Annotated in this window: 24 protein-coding genes; 13 read left to right on the forward strand and 11 right to left on the reverse strand. The window is 68.8% G+C overall.

The window, feature by feature from the left end:
- Positions 1–15: 15 nt before the first annotated feature.
- From ACWPOC_RS02680 to ACWPOC_RS02690, 3 genes are all read right to left on the reverse strand, one after another.
- Entirely contained in the window at positions 16–714 is a 699-nt protein-coding gene (locus ACWPOC_RS02680; RefSeq protein ID WP_455407956.1) for a TMEM165/GDT1 family protein, read from the reverse strand.
- A 264-nt stretch (positions 715–978) separates the two neighbouring features.
- Positions 979–1512 carry a hypothetical protein gene (locus ACWPOC_RS02685; protein ID WP_024102643.1) on the reverse strand — a complete coding sequence of 178 codons (534 nt, stop codon included), beginning with the start codon at positions 1510–1512 and terminating at the stop codon, positions 979–981.
- 231 nt (positions 1513–1743) lie between these two features.
- Entirely contained in the window at positions 1744–2367 is a 624-nt protein-coding gene (locus ACWPOC_RS02690) for a superoxide dismutase (protein ID WP_006553395.1), read from the reverse strand.
- A gap of 296 nt (positions 2368–2663) precedes the next feature.
- Between ACWPOC_RS02690 and ACWPOC_RS02695 the strand changes: the two genes are divergently transcribed.
- From ACWPOC_RS02695 to ACWPOC_RS02705, 3 genes are all read left to right on the forward strand, one after another.
- Positions 2664–3758: an acyltransferase family protein gene (locus ACWPOC_RS02695; protein WP_120281032.1), complete on the forward strand. Its 1095-nt coding sequence runs from the start codon at positions 2664–2666 to the stop codon at positions 3756–3758.
- Positions 3759–3767: 9 nt separating this feature from the next.
- Positions 3768–4436 (forward strand): peptide-methionine (S)-S-oxide reductase MsrA, encoded by a 669-nt coding sequence (gene msrA, locus ACWPOC_RS02700; RefSeq protein WP_006553397.1) that lies wholly within the window; start codon positions 3768–3770, stop codon positions 4434–4436.
- Between the two features lie 156 nt (positions 4437–4592).
- On the forward strand, positions 4593–5183 hold the full coding sequence (locus ACWPOC_RS02705) for an Rv1733c family protein (protein WP_225623686.1): 591 nt from the start codon (positions 4593–4595) through the stop codon (positions 5181–5183).
- 15 nt (positions 5184–5198) lie between these two features.
- Here ACWPOC_RS02705 and ACWPOC_RS02710 read toward each other — a convergent pair whose 3' ends face one another.
- Entirely contained in the window at positions 5199–6134 is a 936-nt protein-coding gene (locus tag ACWPOC_RS02710) for an LLM class F420-dependent oxidoreductase (protein ID WP_455407957.1), read from the reverse strand.
- A gap of 258 nt (positions 6135–6392) precedes the next feature.
- Between ACWPOC_RS02710 and ACWPOC_RS02715 the strand changes: the two genes are divergently transcribed.
- From ACWPOC_RS02715 to ACWPOC_RS02730, 4 genes are all read left to right on the forward strand, one after another.
- Positions 6393–6719 carry a rhodanese-like domain-containing protein gene (locus ACWPOC_RS02715; protein ID WP_059382076.1) on the forward strand — a complete coding sequence of 109 codons (327 nt, stop codon included), beginning with the start codon at positions 6393–6395 and terminating at the stop codon, positions 6717–6719.
- Positions 6719–7777, forward strand: a complete 1059-nt coding sequence (locus ACWPOC_RS02720) for a DUF4328 domain-containing protein (RefSeq protein WP_455407958.1) — start codon at positions 6719–6721, stop codon at positions 7775–7777. The genes ACWPOC_RS02715 and ACWPOC_RS02720 overlap by 1 nt, the downstream gene beginning before the upstream one ends.
- The gene (locus ACWPOC_RS02725) at positions 7774–8547 is read left to right on the forward strand and encodes a glycerophosphodiester phosphodiesterase (RefSeq protein ID WP_016694581.1); all 774 of its coding nucleotides are present in this window, start codon (positions 7774–7776) and stop codon (positions 8545–8547) included. The genes ACWPOC_RS02720 and ACWPOC_RS02725 overlap by 4 nt, the downstream gene beginning before the upstream one ends.
- A gap of 62 nt (positions 8548–8609) precedes the next feature.
- Complete coding sequence (locus tag ACWPOC_RS02730) at positions 8610–9527, forward strand: DUF5926 family protein (protein ID WP_159417034.1); 918 nt, start codon at positions 8610–8612, stop codon at positions 9525–9527.
- Positions 9528–9611: 84 nt separating this feature from the next.
- Here ACWPOC_RS02730 and ACWPOC_RS02735 read toward each other — a convergent pair whose 3' ends face one another.
- From ACWPOC_RS02735 to ACWPOC_RS02745, 3 genes are all read right to left on the reverse strand, one after another.
- Positions 9612–10157, reverse strand: a complete 546-nt coding sequence (locus ACWPOC_RS02735; protein WP_230789963.1) for a ferritin — start codon at positions 10155–10157, stop codon at positions 9612–9614.
- A 140-nt stretch (positions 10158–10297) separates the two neighbouring features.
- Complete coding sequence (locus tag ACWPOC_RS02740) at positions 10298–11518, reverse strand: LCP family protein (RefSeq protein WP_455407959.1); 1221 nt, start codon at positions 11516–11518, stop codon at positions 10298–10300.
- Positions 11519–11741: 223 nt separating this feature from the next.
- Positions 11742–12548: a CPBP family intramembrane glutamic endopeptidase gene (locus ACWPOC_RS02745; protein ID WP_159417033.1), complete on the reverse strand. Its 807-nt coding sequence runs from the start codon at positions 12546–12548 to the stop codon at positions 11742–11744.
- Between the two features lie 196 nt (positions 12549–12744).
- Here ACWPOC_RS02745 and ACWPOC_RS02750 point away from each other — a divergent pair, with 196 nt between their 5' ends.
- Positions 12745–14046, forward strand: a complete 1302-nt coding sequence (locus ACWPOC_RS02750; protein WP_033097859.1) for an MFS transporter — start codon at positions 12745–12747, stop codon at positions 14044–14046.
- Between the two features lie 61 nt (positions 14047–14107).
- On the opposite strand, the gene ACWPOC_RS02755 is transcribed toward ACWPOC_RS02750, so the two are convergent.
- Entirely contained in the window at positions 14108–14875 is a 768-nt protein-coding gene (locus ACWPOC_RS02755) for a DUF2470 domain-containing protein (protein ID WP_159417031.1), read from the reverse strand.
- A gap of 108 nt (positions 14876–14983) precedes the next feature.
- Here ACWPOC_RS02755 and ACWPOC_RS02760 point away from each other — a divergent pair, with 108 nt between their 5' ends.
- The 4 genes from ACWPOC_RS02760 to ACWPOC_RS02775 all read left to right on the forward strand — a co-directional run bounded on the left by ACWPOC_RS02760 (position 14984) and on the right by ACWPOC_RS02775 (position 18040).
- Complete coding sequence (locus ACWPOC_RS02760; protein WP_455408013.1) at positions 14984–15646, forward strand: hypothetical protein; 663 nt, start codon at positions 14984–14986, stop codon at positions 15644–15646.
- 74 nt (positions 15647–15720) lie between these two features.
- Positions 15721–16647, forward strand: coding sequence for a prephenate dehydratase (pheA, locus tag ACWPOC_RS02765; RefSeq protein WP_159417030.1), 927 nt, complete (start codon positions 15721–15723; stop codon positions 16645–16647).
- A 2-nt stretch (positions 16648–16649) separates the two neighbouring features.
- Positions 16650–17312, forward strand: coding sequence for a histidine phosphatase family protein (locus ACWPOC_RS02770; protein ID WP_455407960.1), 663 nt, complete (start codon positions 16650–16652; stop codon positions 17310–17312).
- Positions 17313–17404: 92 nt separating this feature from the next.
- Positions 17405–18040 carry a TetR/AcrR family transcriptional regulator gene (locus ACWPOC_RS02775; protein WP_006553412.1) on the forward strand — a complete coding sequence of 212 codons (636 nt, stop codon included), beginning with the start codon at positions 17405–17407 and terminating at the stop codon, positions 18038–18040.
- Between the two features lie 40 nt (positions 18041–18080).
- Here the strand turns inward: ACWPOC_RS02775 and ACWPOC_RS02780 are convergent, their stop codons facing one another.
- Complete coding sequence (locus ACWPOC_RS02780; RefSeq protein WP_455407961.1) at positions 18081–18656, reverse strand: dihydrofolate reductase family protein; 576 nt, start codon at positions 18654–18656, stop codon at positions 18081–18083.
- A 70-nt stretch (positions 18657–18726) separates the two neighbouring features.
- On the opposite strand from ACWPOC_RS02780, the gene ACWPOC_RS02785 reads away from it, so the two are divergent.
- Positions 18727–19302: a TetR/AcrR family transcriptional regulator gene (locus tag ACWPOC_RS02785; protein WP_455407962.1), complete on the forward strand. Its 576-nt coding sequence runs from the start codon at positions 18727–18729 to the stop codon at positions 19300–19302.
- A 61-nt stretch (positions 19303–19363) separates the two neighbouring features.
- Here the strand turns inward: ACWPOC_RS02785 and ACWPOC_RS02790 are convergent, their stop codons facing one another.
- On the reverse strand, positions 19364–20143 hold the full coding sequence (locus ACWPOC_RS02790) for an enoyl-CoA hydratase (RefSeq protein WP_455407963.1): 780 nt from the start codon (positions 20141–20143) through the stop codon (positions 19364–19366).
- Positions 20144–20153: 10 nt separating this feature from the next.
- Positions 20154–21131: an NADPH:quinone oxidoreductase family protein gene (locus ACWPOC_RS02795; RefSeq protein WP_455407964.1), complete on the reverse strand. Its 978-nt coding sequence runs from the start codon at positions 21129–21131 to the stop codon at positions 20154–20156.
- Positions 21132–21215: the final 84 nt, after the last annotated feature.

The following is a 21215-nucleotide window of genomic DNA, read 5'->3' on the forward strand; positions in this document are numbered from 1 at the left end:
TGTTCGGAAGGGTGATCAGGAACGCATGAAGGCCGGGGACTCGTCCTCGGCGACACGGCGGGAGCGCCGGCGTACGACCACCATCGCGGCGACGGACAGCAGCAGGGCCACCGCGCCCGCGATCGGTCCCACGGCGCCGGTCTCCGGGAACAGGCCGTCGCCGAGCATCCACGCGCCGAAGCCGAAGAACAACGCGGCGGCGCCGTAGCGGATGGCGTTGTCGGGAAGGTGCCGGCCGAGCACGGCACCGATGACGATGGCCAGCGCGTCGGCGGCGACCATGCCGACGGTGGATCCGATCCACACCCCGGCCCAGTTGTTGTCGGTCGCGAGCGTGATGGTCGCGAGCATCGTCTTGTCGCCGAGTTCGGCGAGGAAGAACGCCGAGGTCACGGCGAGGAAGGCAGAGCGCGCGACGCGTCCGGCCTTGGACTGCTCGTCGTCGTCGAGGGAGTCGCCGCGCAGAGTCCACGCGCCGAAGATCAGGAAGGCGATGCCGCCGACGATGGAGATGGCGGTTGCAGGGATGGCGACACCCAGATAGTGCCCGACGGCGACCGACACGAGGTGGACCGCGGTGGTCGCGAACAGGATCCCCGACAGGACGACCCACCAGCGATACCGCAGGGCGAAGGTCATCGCCATGAGCTGGGACTTGTCGCCGAGTTCGGCGACGAAGACGACTGCGAAGGACAGGACGAGCGCGGACCACATACGCGTTTCCTCCTTTCGTATGGAGGAAACGGGGCTTCCTCCGGACGCCGGACGCACGGTGCGACCAGCGGCCGAAGGTCTCGCCCACCGGAGGATGATCCGGTCCGCGGGGCCGGGAAGTGCCGTTGTCGGGCGCCGCCAGTATGTCGACCCTGCGATTGGGGGCTACTCCCCTTCGCCGACGACAACGTTAGCCCGGCGAACCGAATTCTGTAAAGGCAATGCTAACTTTCGGAGAACCGAACTCTCGCTTTCAGGGCGCCCTCACGAAGCGAGCAGCATGGCCAGAATTGCGGTGTCGGGATCGTTGCCCGGATCCACTCCCACCTTGCTGACCAGCGCCGTCACTGTCCCGTCCGGTTCGGCCTCCACCCACGCCGCGCGATGTTCGAGCCCGAGATGCGGAATCCCGGGGAGCAGCACGCAGCCCGAGGCGGCGCCGGCGTTCTCCGGCAGTGACGGCGTCGTCTCGGACGGCGGATGCAGCATGATCAGCGCCGGCGGCTGATGCTCGGCGAACCGCCCGGGCTGCACGGCACGCTCGCCGAGCACCGGACCCTCGGCGACCACGAGGCCGACGGTTCCGGGCTCGGGGTCGTCGGGCAGTTCTTCCTTGACCCCGAACACCGTCGAGGTGGGCAGCAGTCCCGGCAGTGACGCGATCCGCACCGTCATCGCCAGCACCTGAGCCCATTCACGGGTGGTCGCGGGCCATCTGCCCGAGACGACGAAACCTCGAAGCGAACCGGCGGACTGGAATGCGGACAGCTCGATGCGGCTGTGTTCCTCGGCGTTCATCCCACTCCTCCCTCTCGGTCGGTAAGGGGAGAATGCCCGTTTTCTCCGTTGGCACACAAGAGGTGTCGAGTGCCAGCACTTCCGCTACACCTTTTGCCATCCGCTTCGGCAAATTGCTGCGGCGGATGGCGATTCCTGTAGCGGATGGGGAAGACCAGGCCCGGAGACGACGAAGGGCGCCGGTGTCCCGGCGCCCTCGTTGTCGGTCTCGCGACCTGTGACCGATCCGTACTAGACGATCAGGCCCGAGGTGGCGGTGCGAGCGCGCTCGAAGCGAGCCTGCACGTCCGCCCAGTTCACGATGTTCCAGAAGGCCTTGACGTAGTCGGCCTTGACGTTCTGGTACTGCAGGTAGAAGGCGTGCTCCCACATGTCGAGCATGAGCAGCGGGGTCAGGCCGATCGGGATGTTGCCCTGCTGGTCGTACAGCTGGACGATGATCAGACGCTGTCCGATCGAATCCCAGGCGAGGATCGACCAGCCGGAGCCCTGGATGGAGTTCGCGTTCGCGGAGAAGTGATCGCGGAACTTGTCGAACGAGCCGAAGGCGTCGTCGATCGCAGCAGCGAGCTCACCCTCGGGCTTGTCGCCACCCTCGGGGGAGAGGTTGTTCCAGAAGACGGAGTGGTTGGTGTGACCACCCAGGTGGAAGGCGAGGTCCTTCTCGAGCTTGGTCGCCTGGGCCGCCATGGTGCCGTTCTCGCGGGCCTCGGCCAGCTTCTCGAGAGCGGTGTTCGCACCGGCGACGTAGGTGGCGTGGTGCTTCGAGTGGTGCAGCTCCATGATCTTCGCCGAGATGTGCGGCTCGAGCGCTGCGTAGTCGTAGGGCAAGTCCGGAAGTGTGTATTCAGCCACGAAGGGTCCCTTCTTCACCGGGCCGTCCGGCCCGTGCAGTTATTCCGTACCTTTTCGGGTTTCCACCCAAGTCCATAACTACACCGTCCGCAACATTCGCCGTAATGCGGACACGATCGGACCCCGACTGTGTCGGAGAGCACCCGAAACCGTCCCTGCCTCCGGAAACGTCCCTCACCAGCGGGAACAGCCGGATAACGGGACCATCGGCAACAGCTGCGTGAACGGGACCTTAACATTGGCGCGTGTTTCGGCCCTTCCTGAACGAACCGACACGCGGGGCCGATGCACCGCGTGTGGATCTGCCGGGCGTCGATGTCGTCCGGTTCGTCGCGGTCGCGGCCGTGCTCTACTCCCACATCGCCTTCTACCTGATCGACGACCTCGGGACGGGCTGGTGGGGCATCGACCTCACCTACGAGGTGCTCGTCAAGGGCGCCGGTCTCAACCAGCACCTGTCGTCCGTCGGGGTGACGGCGTTCATGATGCTCACGGGCATGCTCGTCACCCGGTCCGCGATCCGCCAGGACCGACGGAAGTTCCTCATCGCCCGGGCCGCGCGGCTCCTGCCGGCCTTCTGGGTGGCGATCCTCGCCGCGGTCGTGCTCGTGTGGCTCGGCATCAACGGCACCTTCAGCGGCCACACCACGGTGTCGGTCTCCGAGGCGTTCCTGTCCTTCTTCCTCGGTGCGTTCTTCCTGAAACCGCAGGTGATCGTGCTCGGCGTGGTGTGGACGCTCGCCGCACAGATCTCGTTCTACCTGTGGTGCGTGGCGGGACGGTCGCTGCTGCGGACGGCGCCGGTGGCGGTGCCGATGCTCGGCGCCGTGCTGTGCATGCTGGTGCTCCTCTACAACCTGTACGTGCCCGAGCCGTACACGGTGCCGTTCCTGTCGAAGATCGCGTCGACGCTGCCGACCCTGTTCCTCGGGCAGATCGTGTACTTCGGCTGGGCCGGCCTGATCTCGCTGCGCGCCCTGCTGGCGGCGATGTTCGCGCAGATCGCGGTGATCGTGATGGCCACGGACATCAACGTCTACTGGTCGGGCAGCCGCTATCTGTGGACGGTGACGGTGGTCTTCGCGGCGGTCGTGCTGGTCGCGCGGTACGACGGGCGCCTCGCGCGCTCGACCGTCGTCTCCTGGGTCGCGACCCGCAGCTACTGCATCTACCTGACCCACACCCTCGTGATGTACCGGATCTACGAGAACACCGTGGGCCTCGTCGGCACGACCGCGGCGATCGTGTTGCTGCTGATCGGCTGCGGTCTCGTCGCCGAGGTGCTGTACCGCAGCGTCGAGGTACCGGCTGCGCACTGGATCAAGAGCCGCTGGCTCGCGCCGAAGCAGGTCGCTTCCGACGAACGGACTGCCGCTCCGACCCGCGCGTAGCATCGGGTCATGTCCTGGTTCGACGAGATCCTCGCCCGTGCAGGTTCGAAGTCGCAGATGGTGACGCGCGAGGACGCGCTCCCCGGTCGCGCCGAACCGCTGCCCGTCCCCGAGACCCACTACGTCAACGGCAACCGCATCGTTCCCCCCTTCCCCGAGGGCCTGCAGGCCGCAGTCGTCGGCATGGGTTGCTTCTGGGGCGCCGAGAAGGAGTTCTGGCAGCTCGACGGCGTCTACTCGACCGCGGTCGGCTATTCCGGCGGCTACACGCCCAACCCCACCTACGAGGAGGTGTGTTCCGGCCGGACCGGGCATACCGAGGTGGTGCTCGTCGTCTTCGATCCCAAGGTGATCGGCTACGAACACATCCTGCAGCAGTTCTGGGAGAACCACGACCCCACCCAGGGCATGCGGCAGGGCAACGATCACGGCACCCAGTACCGCTCGGCGATCTACACCCACGACGAGACACAGATCGAGGTCGCCGAGGCCACGGCCGAAGCGTTCGGCAAGCGACTGGCCGACGCCGGATACGGGCAGATCACCACGGAGATCGCCCCGCTCACGCAGTTCTACTATGCGGAGGACTATCACCAGCAGTACCTCGCGAAGAACCCCAACGGCTACTGCCCCGTCCACGCCACAGGCGTGAGTTGCCCGGTGGGCCTCGGCGCCTGAGAGAGCGTCGGGCCTCAGGGGCCGACGGTGTCGCGCACCACATCTCCGCTCGCAGCGCGAGTGTGAGATGCGTTGGCGTTCCTTGAACTTCCCCGAAAGCGGACGCATCCTGGAAAAAGGGATCATTCCAGAGGGGGAAAGGGACGGCTTGCCGACATGACGACCAGAGCGGGGTATCTGCGGCGCACACGGCGAAGTCTGCGCAGGCGGGACCCGCTCGTGCGTCGCACCGACAAGCTCGAGGCGCGCTGCTTCACCCTCATGATCGCCGTGATGGCGCTCCTGATCCCCGTCGCGGTGTGGGTGTCCGCCACCATGTGGAGCTCCCAGCTCGAACTCTCCGAGAAGCAGAACGCCGAACGCGTCAGCGTCACGGCCGTCCTCGACGCCGACGCCCTGAGCGACTCCGCCGGATGGGGCGAGACCGTGAAGATCTCCTCGGCCCCCGCGACCTGGGGTTGGGGCGACGAGACGCGTCACGCTCTCGTCCAGGTCGACAGTCTCGCGACCGCGGGCAGCGAGGTGCCGGTCTGGGTCGACGCGAGCACCGGCGAATACACGCAGGCCCCGCTGACCAGTTCCGCCGCGAAGTTCACCGCCGTGCTGTCCGGGGTGTCGCTGTGGACGTTCTCGTCCGCCGCCGCGACCGGCCTGTTCGCCCTCGCGCACTGGCGTCTCGAGGTGCGGCGCAGCCGCGAGTGGAGCCGGGACATCGAAGCGTTCCTCGGCTCCACCAGCAGCCACTGACCCACTGGAGGCGCGTCAGAGATCCGCGACGGCGGGCATGACCTCGTTCGCCACCAGTTCGAGGTGCTCGAGATCGGCGAGATCGAGGACCTGCAGGTAGATGCGCTGCGTCCCGGCCTCGGCGAAGGTGCGGATCTTCTCGATCAACTCCTGCGGGGTACCCGCGAGTCCGTTCTCCCGCAGTTCGTCGACCTCACGGCCGATCCGTGCCGCGCGACGCGCGATCTCGTCCTCGTCCCGGCCGCAGCACAGCACGAGTGCGTTCGAGTAGGTCAGTTCCTCGGGGTCGCGTCCGGCATCCCGGCAGGCCGAGCGCACACGCTCGAACAGGACCTTCGTCTCGTCGAGCGACTTGAACGGCACGTTGAACTCGTCGGCGTAGCGCGCCGCCAGTGCCGGCGTGCGCTTCTTGCCCGCGCCGCCCATGACGATCGGCGGGTGGGGACGCTGGTACGGCTTCGGCAGCGCCGGGGAGTTCTCGATCCGCACGTGCTCGCCCTCGTACGAGAACGTCTCGCCCTCAGGGGTGTCCCACAGGCCGGTGATGACCGCGAGGGACTCCTCGAAGCGGTCGAACCGCTCCTTCAGCGTGGGGAAGGGGATGCCGTAGGCGAGGTGCTCCTCCTCGAACCAGCCGGCTCCGAAGCCGAAGTCGACGCGTCCGCCACTCATGGTGTCGACCTGCGCGACGGAGATCGCGAGCGGGCCGGGGTACCGGAAGGTCGCCGAGGTGACGAGCGTGCCGAGGCGGATCGTCGACGTGTCGCGGGCGAGACCGGCCAGGGTGATCCATGCGTCCGTCGGTCCGGGCAGGCCCTCGGCGTTCATGGCCAGATAGTGGTCGGAGCGGAAGAACGCGCCGTAGCCGAGTCGTTCCGCGGTCTGCGCGACGGCGAGGAGGTCGTCGTAGGTGGCGCCCTGCTGGGGTTCGGTGAAGATGCGTAATTCCATGACTCGATCATTTCAGCGCCGGAACCCGCACGGGGTATCGGCGGGCGCCTGTCCACTGTGAGATGTCTCGAGTGTGATTCCCCATGCGTGGATAGACCTGTTGATGAACCTGTGGAAACTGTGGATAACTCCAGCGGATGGGGTTGATGGGGAGTGTTGTGGAGGACCCACCGGCCCCACCTGCGCAACAAGATCGGTACGACCACACCCACATCCGTTCATGCCGCGTGCCACTATTGAGACGTGAGCTTTTCCGACGTGCCCACCGTGTCGGTCGACCTGGTACCCGAACTCGGCGACGAGGTCGTCCTCCTCGACGTCCGCGAGGACGACGAATGGGAACTCGGACACGCCCCCGGCGCGCTGCACATTCCGCTCGCCGACGTGCCCGCCCGCATCGAGGAACTCGACCCCGACGCCGAGATCTACGTGATCTGCAGGCAGGGCGGCCGCTCTCTCGGAGCGGTCGAGTACCTGGCCCGCATCGGGTACGACACCTTCCAGGTCGCCGGCGGCATGGTGGCGTGGCAGAAGCACGGACTCCCGCTCGTCTCCGAGCGCGACGAACCGGCAAAGATCTATTGATGTCGGCCTATCAGATCTGTGTGCGCTGTGAGAATCGCTGGCCGGTGACCTATCAGCCGCGGCAGTGGTGCCCGGCCTGCCGCGGTGTGCTGCTCTCACCCGTCGCCCCCGACGGGTCGGTTCCTCCGTCGCGCCGCAACTTCCGCTGGGTCGCGCGGCCGGCGGGTGGCCCTCCGACGACCGAACCGGCGTCGCCTCCGCGTGGGCGTCCGTCGGCCGAGACCCCGTCCTATCGCGAGATGCCCCGCTGGGGACTGCTCGATCCTCTCCCGGACGAGGACGTCGAACCGGATCGCGCCGAGACCGCCGCCGACCTCGCACCGACGCTGCTCGTCGGCACCGCCGTCGTCTTCGGTCTCGCGGCGGTCGCCGAGGCCGTCCGGTACGGAGTGTTGCTGTACAACCGCACCCGTCTCGTCGACCCGCTCGTGCTCGCGGTGTCGGATGCCGCGGTGTGGGCGACCCAGGTGGTCGGGCCGGTCGTGGCGCTGGCCGCGGCGGTCGCATCCGGGTTGCGGTTGATCGACCTGCGCCGGCGCATCTACGCCGAGCGTGGTCTCGTCGAGTCGCGGTCGTCGCTGTCCATCCTCGCCGGGCTGGTCGTTCCGGGCCTCAACCTCGCGATGCCCGGTGTCTTCCTCACCGAGATCGCCGACCGCGACCCGCGGTTGCTCCGCGCGATCCGCACCTGGTGGGTGCTGTGGGTGGTCAACGGCGTGCTCATGGTGGCGCTGCTCGCGTGGCGCCAGCGCGACACCCTGCAGGCCCGCGCCGACGGTGTCCTGCTCACCGCCGTCCTCGCGGCGCTCGGGGCGGTCGTCGCGCTGTCGACCCTGCACGTCCTGCGTCTGTTCGACGACGCCGATCTGTGGGGACGGCCGCTGCGTCGTCGCCGCTTCACTCATGCGACCGGTCCGGCCTCGTCGCCGATCGCGCCCATCGTCCCCGCCGCCGTGCGCGAACGGGAAGAGGCCCGCGAGGACCAGGACGACGCTCCGGAGGAGCCGGCCGGCGAACGAGCGGACGACGAGGAGCGCGCCGAGGCGGTGGCGCCGTGACCCGCAGCGCGCATCCCCGGGTCGTCGCGCATCGCGGTGCGTCCGCCGCGCTCCCGGAACACACGATCGGTGCCTACGAACTCGCGTTGAAGGAAGGCGCCGACGGCGTCGAATGCGACGTGCGGCTCACCCGCGACGGTCACCTCGTGTGCGTGCACGACCGCACGATCGACCGGACGTCGAACGGCACCGGTGTCGTCAGCGAGATGACCCTCGACGAGCTCGCGCAGTACGACTACGGACGTCCCGGCGAGCCCGCCGACCTGCTCACGCTGCGGCAACTGCTCGAACTCGTCATGGACTTCACGAGCGTCCCGGTGAAGGTCTTCGTCGAGACCAAACATCCCGTCCGCTACGGCGGTCTCGTGGAGAGCAAACTGCTCGCCGAACTGGCCCGCTTCGGTCTCGCGACCCCGGCCTCCGCCGATTTCTCCCGGGTGGTGGTGATGTCGTTCGCGGCGGGGGCCGTCTGGCGCATCCGCCGGGCCGCGCCGCTGCTGCCCACCGTGCTGCTGGGGGAGACCTCGCGCTACCTGCGCGGCAGTGCCGCGACCACCGTCGGCGCGACCGCTGTCGGCCCGTCGATCGCGACGCTGCGCGAGCACCGCGATCTCGTCGACCGGGCCGCGCTGTCGGGCCGGGCCACCTACTGCTGGACCGTCGACGACCCCGCCGACGTCGAGCTGTGCCGTGAGCTGGGCGTCGAGTGGGTCGCCACCAACCATCCCGGGCGCACCAAGCTGCAGCTCGACGCCGCCTTCGATCGGTGAGCACCCCCACCTCGTCCCGCGACCTCGACATCGCGACACGGGTCGCCGTGTAGTTTGACGCCGTGGCCAAGAAGAGCAAGAGAAACAGCGGACCCAAGCCCGGCAGCAACCGCGCCGCGAAGCTCGAGCAGCGCCGGCTCGAGCGGGAAGCAGCGGCCGCCGCGACGTCCCGGCCCTTCGAAGGACTCGCCTTCGAATGCGATCTCGTGGCACTGCGCGAGTTCGTGCCGTCGGCCCTCGCGGAGCTGCCCGCGGCCGAGGACGGCCGTCGCGTCGTGGGTGCGACCATCCTTCCCGGTGGGGTCGCGGCCCTGGTCCGCGAGGAGAACGGTGCGCCGGTCGCGTACGTCGGCCTGCAGCTCGCCGCCGGCTTCGGACCGGACCCGGCGGGTGAACTGGCCGCGGCCCTGCACTGGGCGCACACGGCCGAGCCGGGCTCGTCGCTGCAGGTCGCGAGCGTCGACGACGACACCCCGCCGCTGGCCGAGCTGATCGACCCGGCAGCCGTGCCGGCGATCACCGTCCACAACGACTTCGACTGGTGGATCCCGGCGGGTGTCGAACCGAGCGCCGAGATCGCGCACACCGTCAAGCACGCGAACGAAGCCGTGCTGCCGTCGGCGCGTCTCGAGGGCGACGGTCTCCGCGGCGCGTGGTGGGTCGATCCGGGCGAGAAGGCGCACTTGCGCTGGGTGCGCCCCGAGGACGAGGACGCGCTGATGGCGGCGTTGTCGCGCGTGCACGCGGCGGGCGGTCTGCACCTCGGTGAGGGATCGCGGTTTGCCGGTTCGTTCCGCACCCACGGCCTGCTGGTGCCGGTCTTCGACCTCGACCGCGAGAAGCACCCCGACGAGTGGGTCGCCCCGACGATCGAGTTCGGGCAGCGTCTCGACGAGGCCCTGGCCGTGGACGAGCCGCTCACCGCCGCCGAGCGCCGGTCGCGCGACGGCCTGCGCAGCCGGCAGGTCACCCTGCGCTGACCTGCTCACGACAGCACGAAGGCCACCTCCTGCGGGAGGTGGCCTTCGTCGTTCCGGGTGGGCTGTCCCCGGATGGAGGAACGATCAGATGGCGCCGCCGGCGGCGAGCGGGGCGTTGCCGCGCGGCTCGCGCACCTTCGAGTTGAGCTCGCGGGCCACGAAGTCCTCGAGGTTGAAGAGGTTGGATCCGGCACGGTCGGCCACGGTCAACAGGGTCGTCATCGTCGCGACCTCCTCGACCTGCTCCTGCAGGAACCACTGCATGAACTGCTCGCCGAGGTAGTCGCCCTCGTCGCGCGCGGTGCGGGCGAGCTCGACGATCTGGTCGGTGACCTTCTTCTCCTGGGCGAGGGCCAGCGCGATCGGCTCGCGAGCATCCTCGAACATCGACTGCACCGCGTCGACGCCGGTGAGGTCGACGGCCATGTCGCGGTCCAGGAAGTACTGGACGATCATCATGGCGTGGTTGCGCTCCTCGACGGCCTGCGCGTAGAAGTGCTTCGCCAGCTGCGGGAGATCGGTGTTGTCGTAGAAGACCGCGATGGCGATGTACTGATGCGACGCCGTGAACTCGTAACGGATCTGGTCGTGCAGCAGCGTGTGGAACTTGGTCTTGGTCATGTCGCCCATCGTCGTCATGATCACGACGTTAGTGCAGGTCAACGCGTTTTTCATCCAAGTGTTGGCTACCCTTCCACAAGGCAGCATCGGCTACCCTACGGAAAATTCGGACAGCCTTCCCCAAGATCGACGACGATTCGCGGCGTCCGTCAGGGGGCCGGAGCGAGCAGTTCCGGCGGGATCGGGTCGCCCTCCGAGATGGCTCCGAAGAACGGCACGGCGCGCTCACGATCCCACAGCAGGACGTTGCCGATGCCGTAGACGTCGTCGAATCCGCCCACCGGAACCGTCGTGGTGACCGTCTCGCCGCGCATCGCCCACGCGAGTCGCGCGAGGTTCCACAGATGGTCGCCGTCGTCGACCCGCAGCGACCCGGCCGCACCCGACATCAGCGACCACGCCCGGAACGGGTTCAGGAAGGTGCCGGGGCTCGTGGCCTTGCTCAGCAGCGCCGACAGGAACAGGCGCTGGTTGTTCATCCGGTTCAGGTCGGCGAGCGGGGTGGCGCGCGTACGCACGAAGCCCAGGGCCTGCGCCCCGTCGAGCTCCTGGCATCCCGGTTCGAGCCTGAGCCCGGCGAGCGGGTCGTCGATCGGATAGGGCACGCAGATGTCGACCCCGCCGACCGCGTCGACGATCGACGCGAACCCGCCGAAGCCGATCTCGGCGTAGTGGTCGATGTGCACGCCCGTGGCGCCCTCGACCGTCTGCACGAGCAGCTGCGGCCCACCCAGCGCGAACGACGCGTTGAGCTTGTCCTGGCCGAAGCCCGGGACGCTCACGTAGGAGTCGCGGGGCAGGGAGACCATCGTCGTGGCGCCGCCACCGGGCGGGATGTGGACGAGGAGCACCGTGTCGGTGCGGTCGGCGCCGACCTCCCCGCCGGTCGCGAGTTCCTGTTCCTGCTCGGGGGTGAGTCCCACCCGGCTGTCGGAACCGACGAGCAGCCAGTTCGTGCCGGGGGTGTCGCCGACACGGCCGTCGTAGTCGGCGAGTGCATCGACGCGCGCGAGTTTGCCGTCGAGGTAGACCATGCTCGCGCCCATCGCGACGACGAGCACGACCAGGACGATCGCGAGTCGCCGCAGAATGCGCCGGGCACCCAACGGGCGGCGCGGTGCGGGTCGGGAGGGCGGTGCCGCAGGGCGTCGCGGGGGTGCGGGCGGTGGGGTGTTCCCGCGCGGAGGACGCCGGTTCGGGGCGGGTTCGGCGAACCGTTCGGGTCGCTGCGTCGGCGCCCAGTCGCGTCGTTGCTGCTGCGGAGGCGGTTGCTGCCGGTCCTGCCGCGGAGCCTGCGCGGGTCGGTAGTTCGGCGCGGGCGCTTGCGACCACGCCTGCGGTGACTGCGGCCGTCCGTCGCGCCTCAGCACCTGGGTGCCCTCGGGGGACGGTGGGGGACCGCCGCGGCGCCGCGGAGGCGGTCCGGCGGGTCGCTGTGGGGGTACTCCTGCCTGCTGGTTCGGCGGTACCCCGCGCTGCTGGTTCGGCAGTACTGCCCGCCGGGGAGGAGGGCCCTGCGGGGGAGGTCCCTGCGGAGGCCGCGGCCGGTTCCGAGGGTCGCGAGGGTCGCCGTTCACCCGGACAACTCTACGTTCAGGGCAGCCAGGACACGTGGCCCCTCAGTGCTTGGTAGCCGACGAAGGCGACGGTGTCGATGAGTGCGTGGGCGATCACGAGCGGCCACAACCGGCCGGTGCGCTGCCAGTAGCGTCCGAAGACCAGGCCCATGACGACGTTGCCGAACCCGCCGCCGATGCCCTGGTAGAGGTGGTAGCTGCCGCGCAGCAGGGCGGAGGCGAGCAACGACGAATTCTCCGACCAGCCGAGCTGCCGCAGGCGAGTGAGGAGATAGGCGACGACCAGGATCTCCTCCGCGCCGGAGTTGGCGATCGCCCACAGCACCTCGGTGGGCAGTCGCCACCAATAGTCCTCGAGCAGGCTCGGCGCGACCGTCAGATTCAGGCCGGCGGCGCGCGCCACCAGGTACAACGCCAGGCCGGGGAGCCCGATCAGCGCGGCCAGCCCCACACCGGGCAGCAGGTCCCGGCGCAGACGGGGCCGGGCGAGACCCGCGAGTCGCGGTCCGACGCCGCTGCGCCAGAGCAGGTACAGACCGAGGGCGCCCCAGGCGAGCAGACGCACGATGCCGAGGAGCTGACGGGCGAGATCGATGAACCCCTGCGACGAGCGCGGCGTGTTGAGGGCGACGGTCTGATCCGACAGTGGTTCCGGTGCCAGCGCCGCCTCGGCCAGCGACAGGATCGACGAGATCCCGCTCAGGCCGAAGGTGACGAGCAGGACGATGGTGATCTCGATCCACAGCGCGCGGCGCTCGGTGGGGTCGAGGGGCGGCTCGGGGTTGCGGGAGGCGGGCCGCAGCCAGTCGCGGAGGGTCGTCACCGGAGCGATTGTGCCGGACCCCGCGTGGCCGGTCCTTTCGCTGCGGGGAGGCGATCCCACCGGCTCGCGGTGATGTGTCCAATTTGACAGCAGTCCTTGTGACCCATCACACTTCACAACGCCCGACCGATCGATCGCTCGGGTGCGGATAGGGGCCCTGTGGGCCGAGGGGAATCTGCGACCCGGAAGTAGGGACATGAACATCGAAACACCTGAGAAGAATTCTGTTGCAACAACTTCGGTGACTCTCGCATCGAAGAAGAAGTCTCTTCTCGCCAGCTCCGTGGGCAACATCCTCGAGTGGTACGAGTGGAGCGCCTACGCGGTGTTCGCTCCGTTCATCGCCGCAGCGATGTTCAACAGCGACAATCCGGTCTCGGCACTGCTGTCCACACTCGCGGTCTTCGCCGTCGGATTCCTGATGCGACCGCTCGGTGGCATCGTGTTCGGCCGCATCGCCGACAAACGCGGCCGCAAGTTCGTGCTCGTCACGACCATGCTCATGATGGCCGGTGGCAGCCTCGTCATCGGGCTCATGCCCACCTACTCGTCGATCGGCGTGTGGGCGTCGGTGCTCCTGCTGCTCGCCCGTGTGGTGCAGGGCTTCGCGCACGGTGGCGAGTCGGCGACCGCCTACTCGTACGTCAGCGAGATCGCGCCGCCGCATCGCCGCGGCATGTGGGGCAGCGTCGCCTTCGTCGCGATCTTCGGCGGTTCCGTGCTCGCGTACACGATCGGCGGAGCGGTCACCTCGACACTCTCCGAGAGCGCCGTGGGTGAGTGGGGATGGCGCGTGCCGTTCCTCCTCGGCTTCTTCCTGGCGTTGTTCGCCCTCTACCTGCGACGCAGCATGGAGGAGAGCGAGGTCTTCGACCAGCAGGAGACCCGGGTCGACGAACCGCGCATCCCGCGCAAGGTGGTCGTGCGGGCGATCCTGCTGATGATCGGCATGACCTCGGGTGTCACGGCGGCGCACTACACGTGGACCTCGTACGTCTCGACGTACGCGATCACGCAGAAGGGCATGGACGCCGACACCGCCTACTGGATGCTCGTCATCGCTCAGGTCATCGCGCTGGTGTCGCTGCCCTTCTGGGGTCTGCTCTCCGACCGGATCGGCCGGCGCCCGATGCTCGGCGGCTTCGCGGTCCTCATGTTCGCGCTGCAGATCCCGCTGACGTCGATGATCACGTCGGCCGGGTGGACGCTGCTCGTGTCGACCACCCTCGCCCTGCTCATCGTGTCGATCCCGGGCGCGATCCTGTCGTGCACCCTCTCGGAGAGCTTCCCGACCCGCCTGCGTACTCAGGCCATCGGCTTCGCGTACTCCTTCTCGGTGGCGGTCTTCGGTGGCACCGCGCCCTACCTGAACCAGCTGCTCACCGGCTGGGACATCGGCTGGGTCTTCGGGGTCTACATCATGGTGCTGTGCGTAGCGACCGGCATCGCCGCCCTGATCATGAAGGAAACGAAGGGTATCGACCTGCAGAAGGTCTGATCGATACAGCTCTGCAGAAGGTCCGACCCTTCCAGTTCCGAATCCTGCCGCCGCGTACCGCTCAGGTGCGCGGCGGCAGTCCGTTGCGGAAGGGGCAGCCGACGAGCAGGCGCAGCGCGCGGCTCAGGGCGGCGGGATCGTCGACCGGTTCGTGGAAGGGGATCCGCACGTCGTGGTCGTCGCCTTCGGACTCGACGCGCAGGCGCAGTCCGTAACGGTCGAGACCGAGGGGGCGGATCCGTCCGCCGCGGTGCGCGGGCGGGATGCGTCGCGCGATCTGCCGCACGATGTCGGCGTGGTCCTCTTCGAGGTGCTGGAGCCACCCGGTCTCGAGAGCGGCGAACGGGTCGGGGGCGGCGTCGAGGACCTCGGTGACGTCGACGGCCTCGGCCCCGGTGGTGTCGGCGGCGACGACGGAGTCGAGCGTCAGGCACAGCAGTTCGGAGCGGTGTCCGACGTCGAGGAGTTCGGGGTGCGGAAGGATCTCCGCGATCTCGGCGGCGAGCCGGCGCGGATGCTCCACGGGACGCAGGGTGCCGCTGAGCCAGATGAGCGAACGGACCGGATTGCGCAGGGCGATCGGGGAGTGGTCGGTGAGCTCGAGCATGGCGGGGATGCCTGCGCTGCCGGCCTGCCAGGCGAGTGCGACGGGGAGGCTGTCCTCGGCGACGACCACCGCGACCTGCCCGTCGTCGAGGAGGTGATGAACCGAGGTGGGGAGCGGGTCGCAGCCGTCGATCGCGAGCTGCGTCGTGTCGGCGCGGATGAGGGCGGTGCGTACGCGTTCGGCCGTGGTCGGCGCGGGGATGACGGATGTGGTGGTCTGCATGCCAACCCTCCTTGTCGATGTAGGTGAGGCAAACCTAAGTCATTGTGATCGCGGTCGCAAGTGGTCCGTCGGTAGCCTGGATCGGTGCCGATCCCACTTCCCCTCGGAATGCCGCCGTCCCGCGACGAGCCCCGCGGACTGCTCGACGCGCTGCTCACGCACCGGCACGACAGCCTCACCGACGCCCTCGACACGGCCGGCCGCATGCTCGCCCCACCGGTCGTCCCGGCCGCTGCCGTCACCGGATCACCGACCCGCGAGCTCGTCGTCGAACTCGACGCCTCGGCCGAACTGCCCTCGCCCGCCGGGTGGCGTCCGGTCCGGTACCAGGTCGACTGCGCGGCCGAGGAACTCGAGGACGTTCTCGCGATCACCGCGCCGGCGCCCCTGGTCGTCTATCCGCACGTGCCCGACGCCGTGCTCGCCGACGCCGCCCGCGCTCTCACCGAGGCCGGCCACATCCCCGGCCTGACCGCAGGTCGCGGGGCCGACGCCGTCGCCGACTTCCTCTCCGTCCTCGCCCACGCCGACACCGGCTACGCCGCCCGTGCGACCGGCACCGACGAGGTCGTCGCCCTGCTCGCCGCCACCGTCGCGGCGCTGAGCGGTTTCGACGTCCGCGAAGCCCTCGCGACTCCCGACGTGGCGCGGCTCCGGCGGCTCGTGCCGGAGGCCGCCGCGGCCGTGCGGAAGATCCTGCTGGTCGTCGAGGTCGACGACACCGACGCCGTCGTCCGGGAGCTCGAAGCGCTCGACCTCACCACCGGCTGACACGGAGCCACCGCTCGGGTGTGGTTCACGCAGAGTCCGCCTTCCGGTCACGACCGATGCGTAACCTCGTACACGTGCCACGTATCGCCTATTTCGGACCGTCGGGAACGTTCACCGAGATGGCCCTCGACCGCTTCGAGAGCCTCGGTGCACTCGACGTGCTCGGCGACGAGTCCGCCGACGTCGAGCGCGTCTCGGCCGCCAGCCCGCCCGCTGCCCTGCAGCTCCTGCGCGACGGGAAGGTCGACGGTGCCGTCGTCCCCATCGAGAGCTCGGTCGAGGGTTCGGTGCCACCCACCATGGATGCCCTCGCTCTCGGGCCGCGCCTGCAGATCGTGTCCGAGGTCGAGCTCGACATCGCGTTCACGGTGGTCACCCGTGAAGGGATCACCCGCGATCGGGTCCGCACGATCGGCGCCTATCCAGTAGCCGCAGCGCAGGTGCGTCGCTGGATCGAGGACCACCTGCCCGACGCCGAGGTCGTGACCGCGGCCTCGAACGCGGGAGCCGCCGAGGACGTCGCGTCCGGCAAGGTCGACGCAGCGGTGTCCACCGCGCTCGCCGGACAGCGGCTCGGCCTGTCCGTGCTCGCCGACAAGGTCGCCGATTTCGAGGGCGCCCGCACCCGCTTCGTGCTCATCACGCCGCCGCGTCCGGTGCCGAAACGCACCGGTGTCGACCGCACCTCGGTCGTGCTGCAGCTCCCCAACGAGCCCGGCTCGCTGGTGCGCGCTATCACCGAGTTCTCCACGCGCGGAATCGATCTGTCGCGCATCGAGTCCCGGCCGACACGCAGGGAATACGGCACCTACTTCTTCCACTTGGACTGTGTGGGTCACATCGACGACGCGCTGGTCGCCGAGGCGCTGCAGGGACTGCACCGCTTCGCGCAGGTGCGCTTCCTCGGATCGTGGCCCGCTGTGTCCGAACACGGTGTCCCCCCCGTGTCGGACGACGAGGATGCGCGGTGGCTCGACCGACTGCGGCGCGGAGAGGACTGAGGGTGAGCGGCAGATTGATCCTGGCCCGGCACGGCCAGACGGTGGCGAACGTCGCCCGGAGGCTCGACACGAAACTCCCGGGTGCGGAGCTCACCGAGCTCGGCGTCGAACAGGCCCGCACGCTCGGGAAGAATCTCGTCGAGCGCGGGCCGTCGCTGCTCGTCGCGTCGCAGGCACTCCGTGCTCGGCAGACGGCCGAGCACGCGGCACCGGCGGTGTCGCTCGAGACGGTCGTCCACGAGGGCGTGCACGAGGTGCAGGTCGGCGAGCTCGAGGACCGCAGCGACGAGGAGTCGCACAAGCTGTTCATGAAGGTCTACGAGGAGTGGCACAACGGCGACCTGCGGGCGCGGGTCCCGGGCGGTGAGTCGGCGCTCGACGTGCTCGACCGGTATCTGCCCGTCCTCGAGTCGCTGCGCAGCGACTATCTCGACGCCGGTTCGGGCGACGTCGTGGTCGTCAGTCACGGCGCCGCCATTCGACTCGTCGCCGCCTATCTGGGGAAGGTGCCGTCCGGCTTCGCCATCACCAACCACCTGGCCAACACCGAGACGGTCGAACTGGTGCCGGTGGCCGGCGGTGGCTGGGAGTGCGCGCGCTGGGGAACCTTCTTCGCGCCCTTCCACGACACCGCGCGCGGTGGTGCCGACGACCCGATGGGGTGATACCGCCCACCTTCCGATCCTTCGAGCGCAAAACATACGGGTATCCTCGGGGCGTCCGTATGAAGTAGCGATCGGTAGGTAGGTGCGGTTTCATGGGTGCTTCGAGCGACGGGGCCGACACCCTCACCAACGGTGAGGCGATCCCGGACTGGCGCATCCTCGAACCGATGCAGCTCAGTCCCATCCTCACCGCTGCCCTCGACGCCTTCTACGAGACCGGCTTCCACGGCACCTCGGTGCGGGAGATCGCGCGCCGCGTCGGCGTCACCGTCCCGGCGCTCTACTACCACCACGAGAACAAGGAAGGGCTGCTCATCGCCCTTCTCGAGCTCTCGACCAGCGACGTGCTCTCCCGAGCCCACGCCGCCGCCGAGGACGCCGACGGCGACCCGGTGCGCAGGCTGTCCAACGTCATCGAGGCGATCGTGCTGCGCATGACCCTGCGGGCCCGCCTCGCCGCGCTCGAAGGCGAGGCCCGCTACCTGAGCCCCGAGAACCGCCAGCGGTACCGCGCGGTGCGCAAGGGCGTCGAGCAGCTGGTGCGTCAGATCGTCGAGGAGGGTGTCGCCGCGGGCGTGTTCGACGTGGACGATCCCGCCGAGACCACGCGTGCCCTGCTCGGCATGTGCCAGTCGATCCCGCGCTGGTACCACGCGGAGGGCACGCTCAGCCCCGAGGCCGTCGCGCAGAAGTACGTCGGTATCGCCCTCAAGACCGTCGGGGTCTGACGGCCGGATCCGGTGTCGATCGAAGTTCGGCGGTCGAAGTTCAGCGTCGGTCGAACCAGGTGACCTGCGTGCCGTTACTGAACTCCTCGCGCGCGGTGACGTCGAATCGCGTGGGGGCGAAGTTGCCCGACAGTGCCGGGATACCGTCGCCCGCGATCACCGGATAGCTCTTGAAGATCAGCCGGTCGATCTCGTCGACCAGTTGCCCTGCGATGTTGCCGCCACCGCAGAGCCAGATGTCGAGCCCCTCTTCCGCCTTCAGCTTGCGGACCAGCTCGACCGGGTCGGTGTCGACGATCCGAACCTGCGGATCGTCTACCGGCGCGAGAGTGCGGGACACGACGTACTGCTGCATGTGGCTGTACGGGCTCGTGAGTCCCAGCGAGAGACCGGGTTCGTAGGCGCCGCGCCCCATGATCACCGTGTCCCATTCCTTGTTCGGCGTGTCGACCGGCATGCCGACCTGTTCGCGGAGCGCGGTGGGAACGGCTTCGGGATATCTCGCGCTCATCGCCGCAGCCATGTCGTCGCAGATCGGATAGAAGTCGTACTCCCCGTTCGGGCCGGCGATGTAGCCGTCGAGGGTCACTGCCACGTAGTAGACGAGCTTTCGCATCTCCGACCACCATTCGTAGTACTATGATTGAAGTGGTTTGAACGTAGTACTACACATGGAGTGGTGTCAAGTGGTTCGCACGAATCCGGAACGGCGACAGGCCTTGTTGGATGCCTCGATCGAGGTGCTGGCGCGCGACGGCGCGCGCGGGCTCACCTTCCGCGCGGTGGACAAGGAGGCCGGGGTCCCGACGGGGACGGCGTCGAACTACTTCGCCAACCGCGACGACCTGCTCGTGCAGGTGGGTCACCGCTACTACGAGCGGCTCCTGCCCGCCGACGAGGTCATGGCGCAGTCGCAGGCGCCACAGACCCGCGAATCCATGATCGAGCTGATGACGGAGGTCGTCGACCGGCTCGTCCGGTTCCGCGCCGGCTATCTCGCGCTCCTCGAACTACGCCTCGAAGCCACCCGGCGGCCCGAACTGCAGGCCCTGCTCACCGAGCGGGTGCGCGCCGACCTGGATTTCAACATCGCCAACTACCGGCACTCCGGCCTGCCGGGCGGTGAGGACGCCGTCGTGCTGCTCTATCTCGCGTTGAACTGGCTGGTGCTCGACCGGCTCACCCTCCCCGGGATCGTCGACGAGGACCGTGTCGCCGAACTGGTGCGGGCGGCCATCGAACGCGTGATCCCCGACTCCTGAAACGACTTCGGTGGATCCGCCCCCGCTCAGCGGGGCCGGATCCACCGAAATGGTCGACGGCTCAGCGACGGAAGTTCGCGGTGCGCTTCTCCTGGAAGGCCGTCACACCCTCGGTGAAGTCGGCGCTGCCGAGCAGGACGAGCTGCCCTTCGCGCTCGCGGGCGAAGGCATGGTCGAGTTCGGTGAGCGTCGCATCGTTGATCGCATTCTTCGTCGATGCGAAGGCGGTCGACGGACCGTCGGCGAGTCGCTGCACGAGAGTCTCGACCGCACCGTCGAATTCGTCGTCCGCGTAGACGTCCGCGATGAGCCCGGAGGCCATTGCTTCACCGGCCGGAAGTCGCTCGGCGAGCAGGGCCATCTTCAGCGCCCGTGCACGACCGATCGACGCGGCGACGAGCGCGGACGCCCCGCCGTCCGGCATCAGACCGACCCGGGTGAAAGCCAGCAGGAAGTATCCCGACTCCTTCGCGACGGTGAGATCGCATGCCAGAGCGAGGGATACGCCGACACCCGCGGCCGCGCCGTTGACCGCTCCGACGACCGGCCGGGGGAACGCCCGGATCGCGGCAACCGCGCGGTTGGCGGCGTCGATCGTGTCGGCGGAGGGCGGAGCGCTCAGGTCACGACCGGAAAGGTCGGCGCCGGAACAGAACGCGCGACCCACGCCGGTCAGCACCGCGACCCGGACGGAGGCATCGTCGGCGTACTTCTCGAAGGCATCGGCGATCGCGTCGAGCGTCTCGGTCTTCACGGCGTTCATCCGCGAGGGGCGGTTGAGGGTGACGCGCAGGACGCCGTCGTCGACGGTCGTGTCGACACCGGGCAGGTCGTCGGTCATGGCTGTTCTCCTAGGGTCGGGACGTCAGGTCGAGCGCGACCTTGCCGGTCGCGGAACGGTTCTCGAGCGAACGCAGTGCTGCCGGAGCCTCGTCGAGGGGATGGAGGGTGGGCTCGGGGACGACGAGCGTCCCGTCGCGCAGCAGCGGTTCGAGTGCGGCCCACTGCCGCGCCGGGTAGCCGGGGTCGGTGCGGAGGTACTCACCCCACCCCGCGCCGACGACCGAGATGTTCTTCAGCAGAAGGCGATTGACCTTCACGGTGGGGATGCTGCCGCCGGTGAATCCGAGAACGACGGCACGTCCACCCGGCGCGAGACTGCGCAGGCTGTCGGTGAAGCGGTCGCCGCCCACGGGGTCGAGCACGATGTCCACCCCGCGCCCCCCGGTCAGTTCGAGGACGCGATCCTTGAAGCCGTCGGCGAGGACGGTGTGGGTCGCGCGGTTGGCCTTGGCCACCGCGGCCTTCTCCTCGGTGCTCACCACCGCGATCGTCTCGAGGCCGAGTGCCGCCGCGACCTGCAGTGACGCCACCCCGAGACCGCCCGCCGCACCGTGGACGAGGACGGTCTCACCCGCCCGGTACCGGGCGCGCTCGTCGAGCGCGAAGTGTGCAGTGAAGTAGTTCATGAGCATCCCGGCGCCCGCGGTCAGGGACACGCTGTCGGGCAGTGGGAAGACCAGTTCGCGCGGCAGTGCGACGGTCTGCTGCCACGATCCGTCGATGGACAGCACGGCGACGCGCTGTCCGGCGGTGAGGCCGCTGCCCTCGGGTGCACTGCGGACGATGCCTGCCCCTTCGGCGCCGAGCACGCACGGCAGCGGCCGGACCATCTGGTAGCCGCCGGTCGTCTGCAGCAGGTCGGGAAAGGACACGCCGGCGGCGTGCAGGTCGACGAGGACGAGCGCATCGCCCGCCTCGGGTTCGGGAATGTCGGTCACGCGGACGGCGTCGGGGCCGGCGTGTTCGGTCAATTGCGCTGCGCGCACGGGCGTCTCCTCGACTCGGGTCGTGATCCATCACTATCAGAGTCGCTTAGCGTGCGCTAGCTCTCAGAGACCATTGACCGAGCG

This window comes from Rhodococcus sp. 5G237 (genome assembly GCF_053764735.1).

Coding starts and splice junctions, on each gene's coding strand:
- ACWPOC_RS02735 (WP_230789963.1), bottom strand. CDS start 10,157: ATGGGCGACATGACCAAGACCAAGTTCCACACGCTGCTGCACGACCAG.
- ACWPOC_RS02710 (WP_455407957.1), bottom strand. CDS start 6,134: ATGGAATTACGCATCTTCACCGAACCCCAGCAGGGCGCCACCTACGAC.
- ACWPOC_RS02775 (WP_006553412.1), top strand. CDS start 17,405: ATGGGTGCTTCGAGCGACGGGGCCGACACCCTCACCAACGGTGAGGCG.
- ACWPOC_RS02705 (WP_225623686.1), top strand. CDS start 4,593: ATGACGACCAGAGCGGGGTATCTGCGGCGCACACGGCGAAGTCTGCGC.
- ACWPOC_RS02720 (WP_455407958.1), top strand. CDS start 6,719: ATGTCGGCCTATCAGATCTGTGTGCGCTGTGAGAATCGCTGGCCGGTG.
- ACWPOC_RS02780 (WP_455407961.1), bottom strand. CDS start 18,656: ATGCGAAAGCTCGTCTACTACGTGGCAGTGACCCTCGACGGCTACATC.
- ACWPOC_RS02790 (WP_455407963.1), bottom strand. CDS start 20,143: ATGACCGACGACCTGCCCGGTGTCGACACGACCGTCGACGACGGCGTC.
- ACWPOC_RS02680 (WP_455407956.1), bottom strand. CDS start 714: ATGTGGTCCGCGCTCGTCCTGTCCTTCGCAGTCGTCTTCGTCGCCGAA.
- ACWPOC_RS02760 (WP_455408013.1), top strand. CDS start 14,984: ATGCCGCCGTCCCGCGACGAGCCCCGCGGACTGCTCGACGCGCTGCTC.
- ACWPOC_RS02755 (WP_159417031.1), bottom strand. CDS start 14,875: ATGCAGACCACCACATCCGTCATCCCCGCGCCGACCACGGCCGAACGC.
- ACWPOC_RS02685 (WP_024102643.1), bottom strand. CDS start 1,512: ATGAACGCCGAGGAACACAGCCGCATCGAGCTGTCCGCATTCCAGTCC.
- msrA (WP_006553397.1), top strand. CDS start 3,768: ATGTCCTGGTTCGACGAGATCCTCGCCCGTGCAGGTTCGAAGTCGCAG.
- ACWPOC_RS02750 (WP_033097859.1), top strand. CDS start 12,745: ATGAACATCGAAACACCTGAGAAGAATTCTGTTGCAACAACTTCGGTG.